Source organism: Pseudonocardia pini, from assembly GCF_013870575.1.
In the GTDB taxonomy this organism is placed as follows: Bacteria; Actinomycetota; Actinomycetes; order Mycobacteriales; family Pseudonocardiaceae; genus Pseudonocardia; species Pseudonocardia pini.
Map to the genome: position 1 here is coordinate 1 of NZ_JACBXB010000154.1, position 9,048 is coordinate 9,048.

Genomic DNA, 9,048 nt, shown 5'->3' on the forward strand with positions numbered 1-9,048 from the left:
AGCGGGCGCGGCCGATCGCCGTCAGCCTCTTCCTGCCGACGGCGCCCGCCACCGTCTCGGTGCACCCCGTCGCCCTCACGACCTCGTACGTCTCCGAGCCCGGCGACGCCGTCGACGATCCTTCCGGCCGCCCGTTCACCCATCCGGTGGGCGCGTGGTCGGTGCTCTCCGGCGTCGACGTGCTCACTCCGCGGACCGAACGGGCGGTCGTCCTGGTGGGCGACTCGATCACCGACGGGGTCGGGAGCACCGGCGACCAGCGCTGGTCCGACGCCCTCGCCACCCGCCTCACCGGCGCGCTCACCATGCCGGTGCTCAATGCGGGGATCGCGGCGAACCAGCTGGTCACCGGCTCGACCGGGCAGGCTCCGGCCGCCCGCTACGACACGGACGTGGACGCGGTGCCGGGCGCCACGGACGTCGTCCTGCACATCGGGACCAACGATCTCGCCGCCGGTCGGTCGGCCGCCGAGGTGATCGCGGGCCTGCCGACGGCGGCGAGTCCGATCCCGATGCGGCGCGCAGAGGTCACCCACCCCACGCTGCCACATCGCGGCGCTGCAACGGTGCTGCAACCCTTGCGGCGGCGCCGGGCCGGAGGTGAAGTGGTGTGGCACGCACCACACTCACCCCACGCACCGCAGGCACGTCGCACGGACAGGGAGGTCCGCATGACCCAGACCCTCGAGACGGGCACCACCACGCAGGAACGGGTCGACGCCTGGCTCGCGGACTTCGAGGCCGCGCTCGCCACCCGGGACGCCGAGCGCGCGGCCGGACTCTTCGCGACGACGTCGTTCTGGCGGGACCTGGTGGCGTTCACCTGGAACCTGAAGACGGTCGAGAACCGCGAGGGCGTGGCCGACCTGCTGAGGTCCACGATGGACTCGACGGACGCCCGGAACTTCCACACCACCGAGGAGCCGACCGAGGCCGACGGGATCGTCGACGCCTGGATCGCCTTCGAGACGGCCGTCGGGCGCGGCCGCGGGCACCTGCGCCTCAACGACGAGGGCGCCTGGACCCTGCTCACCACCCTCTACGAGCTCAAGGGCCACGAGGAGCCGATGGGCGAGGCCCGCCCGATGGGCGCCGAGCACGGCGCGAACCGCGACCGGGTGACCTGGGCGGAGGCGCGGCGCGCGGAGTCCGAGGAGCTGGGTCGCACCCGGGAGCCGTACGTCGTGGTGGTCGGCGGTGGTCAGGGCGGTATCGCGCTCGGGGCGCGGCTGCGACAGCTCGGGGTGTCCCACGTCGTCGTCGACCGGTACGACCGGCCCGGCGACCAGTGGCGCAGCCGGTACAAGTCCCTCTGCCTGCACGACCCGGTCTGGTACGACCACCTGCCGTACCTGGACTTCCCGAGGAACTGGCCGGTGTTCGCGCCGAAGGACAAGATCGCGGACTGGCTCGAGTTCTACACGAAGGTCATGGAGGTGACCTACTGGTCGAAGACGACGTGCAGGTCGGCGTCGTACGACGGGGAGGAGTGGACCGTCGTCCTCGACCGGGACGGCGAGGAGATCACGCTGCACCCGAAGCAGCTCGTGCTCGCGACGGGCATGTCCGGCAAGCCGAACGTGCCGGAGATCCCCGGTCAGGACGTCTTCCAGGGCGAGCAGCACCACAGCTCGAAGCACCCCGGTCCGGACGCCTACAAGGGCAAGAAGGTCGTCGTCGTCGGGTCGAACAACTCGGCCTTCGACATCTGCGGGGCGCTGTGGGAGGTCGGCGCGGACGTGACGATGGTGCAGCGCTCGTCGACGCACATCGTGAGGTCCGACTCGCTGATGGACCTCGGCCTCGGTGACCTCTACTCCGAGCGCGCCGTGGCCGCGGGGGTGACCACGCAGAAGGCCGACATGATCTTCGCGTCGCTGCCGTACCGGATCATGCACACCTTCCAGCAGCCGGTGTACGCGGCGATCAAGGAACGGGACCAGGAGTTCTACGACCGGCTCGAGGCCGCCGGGTTCCGGCACGACTGGGGCGACGACGACTCCGGCCTGTTCATGAAGTACCTGCGCCGCGGCTCGGGCTACTACATCGACGTCGGTGCGGCGGACCTCGTCGCGAACGGGGACGTGAAGCTCGTCCAGGGCCAGGTCGTCTCGCTGTCCGAGCACGCCGTCCAGCTCTCCGACGGCACCGAGCTGGAGGCGGACCTCGTCGTCTACGCGACCGGGTACGGCTCGATGAACGGCTGGGCCGCGGACCTGATCAGCCAGGAGGTCGCGGACAAGGTCGGGAAGGTGTGGGGGCTGGGCTCCGACACCACGAAGGACCCCGGCCCGTGGGAGGGCGAGCAGCGCAACATGTGGAAGCCGACGCAGCAGGAGGCGCTCTGGTTCCACGGCGGCAACCTGCACCAGAGCCGCCACTACTCGCTCTACCTCGCCCTGCAGCTCAAGGCCCGCCAAGAGGGCATACCGACCCCGGTCTACGGCGTGGCGGAGGTCCACCACCTGCGCTGAAACCGGTCGCGTCGTCTCCACGTCCTGTGCTGGTCTGGTGGCGTGGAGACGACCGACCGGTTCGGACCCGGCGTGGCGGAGCACTACGACTCCGACGACGACGTCCGGTTCACCCCCGAGCACCTCGCCCTGGAGTCCGGGTTCCTCGCCGCGCTCGGCGGGCGTGCCCTGGAGTTCGCGGTCGGCACCGGGCGGATCGCCCTCCCGTTGCGGGCGCGGGGGGTCGAGGTGCACGGGATCGACCTGTCCGCGGCGATGGTGGCGCAGCTGCGGGCCAAGCCCGGCGGCGCCGACCTGCCCGTGGTGGTCGGCGACTACACCTCGACCCGGGTGCCGGGCGAGTTCGACCTCGTCTACCTGGTATACAACACCATCGGCAACGTGACCACACAGGACGCCCAGGTCGCGACGTTCGCCAACGCGGCCCGGCACCTGCGGCCGGGGGGCTGCTTCGTCGTCGAGACCGGGGTGCCGCAGGTCCGGCCCGGCGAGCGCTTCCGCGTGTTCCGGCACGACGCGCGGGGCGTGGGCTACGACGAGTACGACGTGGACGACCCGGCCGCGCAGCGGATGTGGTCGCATCACGTCACGGACGGTGTACGGCGTTCGATCCCGTTCCGCTACGTGTGGCCCGCGGAGCTGGACCTGATGGCCCGCCTGGCGGGCATGCGGCTGCGGGAGCGCTGGGGCTGGTGGGACCGGTCGGCGTTCACCGGGCGGAGTGCCTCGCACGTGTCCGTGTGGGAGGCGGTGCGGGAGCCGGTTCGGGAGCGCCACTCCTGACACAGGTGTCTCAGTGTGCTCCATCCGGCCCATCCGCGCGCCGACCTGTGCTCTGCTGCCCTCCACCGGCACAGGGAGGTGCGGATGCTGCGGGCTGCGGAATGTCTCGTCGAGGCGGAGCGGGTGTGGGTCCAGGTGCTCACCGGCGTGGGTCAGGACCAGTGGCGGCTGCGGGTCCCCGAGGTGCCGGAGGGACCGGGCCCCGGGCCGCTGGAGGTGCTGGTGCGCCACCACATCGCCCGGGACCTCGCGCTGGCCGTGGAGCTGTCCGGGGCCGACCCCGAGCCCGTCGAGCCGCTGGAGCCGCGGCGCGACCTCGCCGCCGTGGCGGCGCGGGCGGCCGAGGTGGTCACGAGGGCGGCGGCGGGTGCGACGGACGAGGACCTGCTCTGGCGCCGCGCCGTGGCCGTCGCGGTCGCGGCCCACGAGGTGTCGGTGCACCGTGGCTCGGTCAACCCGCTGACCGAGGACCTCGCCCGCACCCTCCACGACCACACCGCCAAGGACCATGACCGCTGGCGGGAGCTGGGCTACTTCGGCGAGCCCCTCACCCCGGTCCCCGCCGACGTGTCCTGGCGAGACCGCTTCATCATGTCCGCAGGCCGGGACCCCCACCCGCTCTGGGACCGCTGAGGCGGCCGTGCGTGTCTCGTGGAGCGCTCGTCGGCGATGACGTGGGGCGAGCGATCCGCATGTCCCAGCGCGCGATCGTTCGCGGTGGCGTAGGTGGAAGGTGCTGTCCTGCGGCGCAGCGGACCTGTGCTCGGGCCCCGGCCCGGCCGCGGCGACGCCCTGCCCCTCGGTGTGGATCTCGCTGGTGGCGAGTCGGGAGTGGTCGGCATGTGCAGGGAGCTGTCGCCGCCGCCTCGACGCCGGTCCCGGCCGGCAGGGTATCGACGTGCACCTACTCCCGCGGTGCCCGCCGTCGGGGATGGTGCCGGGCTTCTTCACATCGACGTGGAGCATCCTCGGGCGGGGTACTCATCGCGGCGCATCGGCTCACCCGAGGCGGGGTCCAACCAGGTGAGGCGGTTGATCCGGCAGCGGCGCAGGACCTGGTGGGCGGTAGAGGCTGCCGCCACACCGACGCGGGCGGCGACCTCGACGGGCCCAGGCGCTGCTCGAGCCACAGGTGCACGATCTTCCGCTTGACCGGCTCGGGGGTCGTGTTCGGGCTGCGATGGGGCCGGGAGGAGCGGTCGAACGTCCCGGCGGGGCCTTCGGCGGCGTCGGCCCACCGCTTCGCCGTGCGCTACGACAACTGGAAGCGGGGCCGCAGCCACCGAGACCGGCCAATGCTCGTCGACGATCAGACGCGCCAGTCGTAATCGGGCACGTGGGGTCAAAGCCGCGTTAGCGGGGAGCACGAGGACCTCCCGGAGTCGGGGCGGATGCCGTCAGACAGCTCCACACCACTCCGAGAGGTCCTCACCCATCACGATCGATCACGTCGTGTCGTCACACGACCCCCGGTTCCACCAACGTCCCCGGGCGGCGGAGCTAGAAGTCAGGAAGTTCCTGGTCAGGAGCCTGCGGTATCGACCCGGCGAGGAGGGCTGGCAGGGTCGATCGCGGGGCCGGGGTGGGATCGGGCGGACGTGACGTGTGCGGCCGGTAGTCGTGCGGGCGACTGACGTGACGGTGGCCGGTCGGGGTGATCCACGTCAGGACGCCGTCGGGATGGGCCAGGACCTCCCAGTCGGGTTGTTCCTTCAGCCTGTGGTGGTGCGGGCAGTACCCGCTCAGGTTCTCGGCCGAGGTCACGCCACCGTCCGCCCAGCGGCGACGGTGATCGAGGTCGGCGTCGACCGCCCGCCGACGGCAGGTCGGGAACCGGCACACCTGGTCCCGGGCTCGCACGAAGTCCGCCAGGGCCTTCGGCGGCCGGTAGGAGGTGCGGCCGTGGTCGAGCAGTGCTCCGGAGAGCGGATCGGCGACCAACCGGCGCCACACCCCGTCGAGCGCGGCCTCGCGAGCGAGGTCGGCCGGGATCGACCCGTACCCGACGAGGTGGCCGGGCTGGTCCGACGCGCCGGTCAAGGTGTCGATCCCCACCACGACCTGTACCGACGTCCGCGTGGTGCGGCCCGATCGAGACGGCCGCGCACCCACACCGCAGCCACCCTCCTCGGTGGTGGCGCATCCGTCGGTGGCAGCGCACCCGCCGGTGATGGCAGAGCCGCCGGTCGTGGCACAACCGTCAGCCGCGGCACAACCATCAGCCACAGCACGACCATCAGCCGCGGCACAACCGTCAGTCGCGCCGCCGACAGTGCACGCATCGGTGGTGCTGCAGGCAGCACCACCGTCCGTAGCGGTGCAGGCGGTGCAGGCGGTGCAGGTGTCGACGGAAGCGGAGCCGGTGGCGGTGGCGGTGGAGATGGCGGCGGTGGCGGTGGCGGTGGCGGTGGAGATGGCGGCGGTGGCGGTGGCGGTGGCGGTGGCGGTGGCGGGGGAGCCTGTGCCGGTGGTGTTCGTGGAGCGGAGGTCGGTCACGGTGAGGCGGCCGAGCAGCAGGTCCGCGACGAGGTCGGCGCGCCGCTGGTCGAGGGTGCGGTCGTCGGTGAGGCTCTTGGACAGGTTCGTCAGCAGGTGCCAGACGGCGTCCGCCTCGGTGGCGGGCAGGACGGCTCGGAGGGCGGACATGCCGTCGTCCTCGGCGTACACATCGACGAGACGGCGCTTGCGTGCCTCATGGTGCCGCCGGTTCGCACCCTCCGGGTCGACTCGCAGGACCGCCTCGCGGGCGCAGGCGCGCACCTGCGCCCAGGTCTGCTGCGAGGCCTCCGGCAGGACCAGCGGCTCGACCGCGCGGGCGAGGTCGTCGTCGGCGAGGACGAGGGTGGCGTCGTGCACGATCCGGGCGCGGGTCTCGTCGATCCGGCCCTGCTCCCACGCCCGGAGGGTGTCCGGGAAGAGACCTTCGAGTCGCGCGGCCTCCACCAGCCGCGCCCGCGCCGTCGTCCGGGAGAGCCCGAGGGCGCAGCCCAGCTCGTCGGGCGCCCAGCGAGAGAAGCCGGCGGCGGTGTCGTCCGAGGACACCCCGCGCTCGTCCCCGGGGCGGCGTCGCGCCAGCTCGGCGACCAACCGGGTGCGACGCGCCGCGTGGACGCGGGACAGCCGCTCCTCCACCGAGATGAGATCGATCAGGGCGGTGTCGTCGAGGCTCGCGGAATCGGCCCTTCCACCCAGGTTCTCCGCGAGGTCACGACCCAGCTCGCGGAAGGCCGCCTCGACCCCGCCGACCGCCTCCACCGCCTCGGCGAGCGACCCGACCTGCGCCTCTATCCGCAGCCACGACGAGACGTCCGCCATGACGGCGGTCGACATCTCCTCGGAGGCGAACATACATTCGATTCTACCGCCCTGAGCTGGGCAGACAATGCCACTGACCGCTCCCAGGCCACCCTTCGGCGACGACGCCGTCGCACCCTCGACGCCCCTGACGCTGATCAGCGAAAACAGCGACGGGCGCTCTCACCGGTCCGAGATCCGCACCACCACGACGGCGTCTCCGGCCGACGGAGCCCCTCGCCACCGCGAAGCCGCAGCAGGCCCGTGCCACCGTGGACCCATCCACCCCGAACACACCCACACACGCGCAGGCCCCGATCGCCCACCCTCGGCGATGAACCATCGACCAGCACTCTCCGGCGGCACGGACGACACCACGTCAGACCCGTGGAGACACCCCGCCCACCACGACCGCGCCGCGAGCCGACGAGGCTCGTTCACCGCCGCGGCCCGTCAGCGACGCCCACCCGAGACACCGGCCCTGCCGCAGACCCGGCGCCCCCGTCACCACGACCACCCACCAACCGGTGCGGGCACGCGACCCGACCTCGCGAGCGGCGCGCGCCTCGGGCCCCGCTACCGGCGGGAGACCATCGACCGGCGTTCGAGGGACCCCCAGCCGCCCCCTCACCCCTTCGGCGAAGCGGCCCAGCCCGACCAGCGCCGTCGACCACCGTGGTCCTCCACCACAGCGCCGACGCGGGAGGAGAGAGCTACGGCTTCTTCTCCCGCCACGCCCGCTCGAAGGGCAGGCGCCAGGCGTTGGGGGCGATGAGCTGGTGGATCGCGTTGGGGCCCCACGAGCCGGGCGGGTAGTTCTTGACCGGCGGCGGGTCCTCCAGCAGTGGGGTGGACCGCTCCCACAGCGACTCGATGCCCTCGGCGGTGGTGAACAGGGTGTGGTCGCCGCGCATCGCGTCGAGGATCAGCCGCTCGTAGGCCTCCAGGACGTCGCCCGCGGACTCGGTCTCCTGGGTCGAGAACTGCATCGACAGCTTCTCGAGCCGCATCCCGGGTCCGGGACGCTTGCCGTAGAAGGACAGCGAGACCTTCGAGGAGTCCGCCAGGTCGAATGTCAGGTGGTCCGGCCCCTGGGTGCCGACGCCCGAGCCCGTGGGGAACATCGTCCGCGGCGCCTCCTTGAAGGCGATCGAGATGATCCGCTGGCCCTCGGCCATCTTCTTGCCGGTCCGCAGGTAGAACGGGGTGCCCGCCCAGCGCCAGTTGTCCAGCCCGACCTTGAGCGCGATGAAGGTCTCGGTGTCCGAGTCCCGCGCGACGCCTTCCTCCTCGCGGTAGCCGGTGTACTGCCCGCGCACGACGTCCCACGGGTGCACCGGGAGCATCGACCGGAAGACCTTGTTCTTCTCCTCGGAGATCGCCCGCGGCTCCAGGGCCGTGGGCGGCTCCATCGCCACGAACGCCATCACCTGCATGAGGTGCGTGACAACCATGTCCTTGTACGCGCCGGTGGACTCGTAGAAGTTCGCCCGGGCGTCGAGCCCGAGGGTCTCCGGGATGTCGATCTGGATGTGGTCGATGAAGTTGCGGTTCCAGATCGGCTCGAACAGCCCGTTGGCGAAGCGGAACGCCAGGATGTTCTGCGCCGCCTCCTTGCCGAGGAAGTGGTCGATCCGGAAGATCTGCGTCTCGTCGAAGACGGTGTGCACGTAGTCGTTGAGCTCGATCGCGCTCGGGAAGTCGTGCCCGAACGGCTTCTCCATGATCACCCGCGAGCGGTCGACCAGGTCGGCGTCTCGCAGCATGGAGATCACGGCCTTCGCGGCCTTCGGCGGCACCGAGAGGTAGTGCAGCCGCTTGGTGTCCTCGCCGAGGAGGGTCTCGGCCTCCTTCACCGCGGCCGTGAGCGCCTCGGGACCCGCGCCCTGGGGCACGTAGGTCAGCTTCTCGGAGAAGTCCGCCCAGTCCTCCTCGGCGAGGCGGTGGGTGCCGAAGTTCTGCACGGCGTTCTTGGCGATCTGGCGGAACTCGTCCGTGGACAGGTCCTCCATCGCCGTGCCGACGATCCGGATCGACGGCGTCAGCTCCGACTCGGACAGGTAGGCCAGACCGGGCAGCAGCTTGCGCTTGGCCAGGTCGCCCGTGGCCCCGAAGAGCACGATGACGTGCGGCGCCAGGGTCTCCGGGTCGCGCCGGAAGGGGCGTGACCCCGGTCCGGGGTAGGCGATGGTCTGGGGGCGGTGATCGGGCACGCGGGGATCTCCTCGGACAGAGGCAGGGCAGCCGACGTGGGACGGGGGAACCCTAGCCCCTCCCGTCCCCGCGGGCCCCCCGACATCGATCACACGGCGCTGCTCCGTCCGGGTGGTGTCGCCGCCACCGCGACGAATCCCACGGCGGTCAGGACCCAGGCCAGCGCGTCGAGCAGCGGGTTCGGCACGACCGTCGCGAAGACCACGTGCAGCGGCTGGGACACGATGAGCGCGGCGGCCGCCCACCGCGGCACCGCGCCCACGGTCGGCTCCGCGCGCTGCGC

The 9,048-nt window shown here is 71.9% G+C and carries 6 protein-coding genes; 3 read left to right on the forward strand and 3 right to left on the reverse strand.

The window, feature by feature from the left end:
- The first annotated feature begins 215 nt into the window (after window positions 1-215).
- The 3 genes from H5J29_RS11735 to H5J29_RS11745 all read left to right on the forward strand — a co-directional run bounded on the left by H5J29_RS11735 (window position 216) and on the right by H5J29_RS11745 (window position 3,890).
- Complete coding sequence (locus tag H5J29_RS11735; RefSeq protein WP_312858171.1) at window positions 216-2,474, forward strand: NAD(P)-binding domain-containing protein; 2,259 nt, start codon at window positions 216-218, stop codon at window positions 2,472-2,474.
- 42 nt (window positions 2,475-2,516) lie between these two features.
- Window positions 2,517-3,257: a class I SAM-dependent DNA methyltransferase gene (locus tag H5J29_RS11740; RefSeq protein WP_181780966.1), complete on the forward strand. Its 741-nt coding sequence runs from the start codon at window positions 2,517-2,519 to the stop codon at window positions 3,255-3,257.
- 84 nt (window positions 3,258-3,341) lie between these two features.
- Entirely contained in the window at window positions 3,342-3,890 is a 549-nt protein-coding gene (locus tag H5J29_RS11745; RefSeq protein WP_181780967.1) for a hypothetical protein, read from the forward strand.
- Window positions 3,891-4,757: 867 nt separating this feature from the next.
- Here H5J29_RS11745 and H5J29_RS11755 read toward each other — a convergent pair.
- The 3 genes from H5J29_RS11755 to H5J29_RS11765 all read right to left on the reverse strand — a co-directional run.
- Window positions 4,758-6,605, reverse strand: coding sequence for an HNH endonuclease signature motif containing protein (locus H5J29_RS11755; RefSeq protein ID WP_181780968.1), 1,848 nt, complete (start codon window positions 6,603-6,605; stop codon window positions 4,758-4,760).
- Window positions 6,606-7,264: 659 nt separating this feature from the next.
- Window positions 7,265-8,764, reverse strand: a complete 1,500-nt coding sequence (gene zwf / locus H5J29_RS11760) for a glucose-6-phosphate dehydrogenase (RefSeq protein WP_181780969.1) — start codon at window positions 8,762-8,764, stop codon at window positions 7,265-7,267.
- Window positions 8,765-8,853: 89 nt separating this feature from the next.
- Window positions 8,854-9,048: hypothetical protein (locus H5J29_RS11765; RefSeq protein WP_220187289.1), on the reverse strand; the 195-nt coding region annotated here is incomplete at its 5' end.

Coding starts and splice junctions, on each gene's coding strand:
- H5J29_RS11755 (WP_181780968.1), bottom strand. CDS start 6,605: ATGTTCGCCTCCGAGGAGATGTCGACCGCCGTCATGGCGGACGTCTCG.
- H5J29_RS11745 (WP_181780967.1), top strand. CDS start 3,342: ATGCTGCGGGCTGCGGAATGTCTCGTCGAGGCGGAGCGGGTGTGGGTC.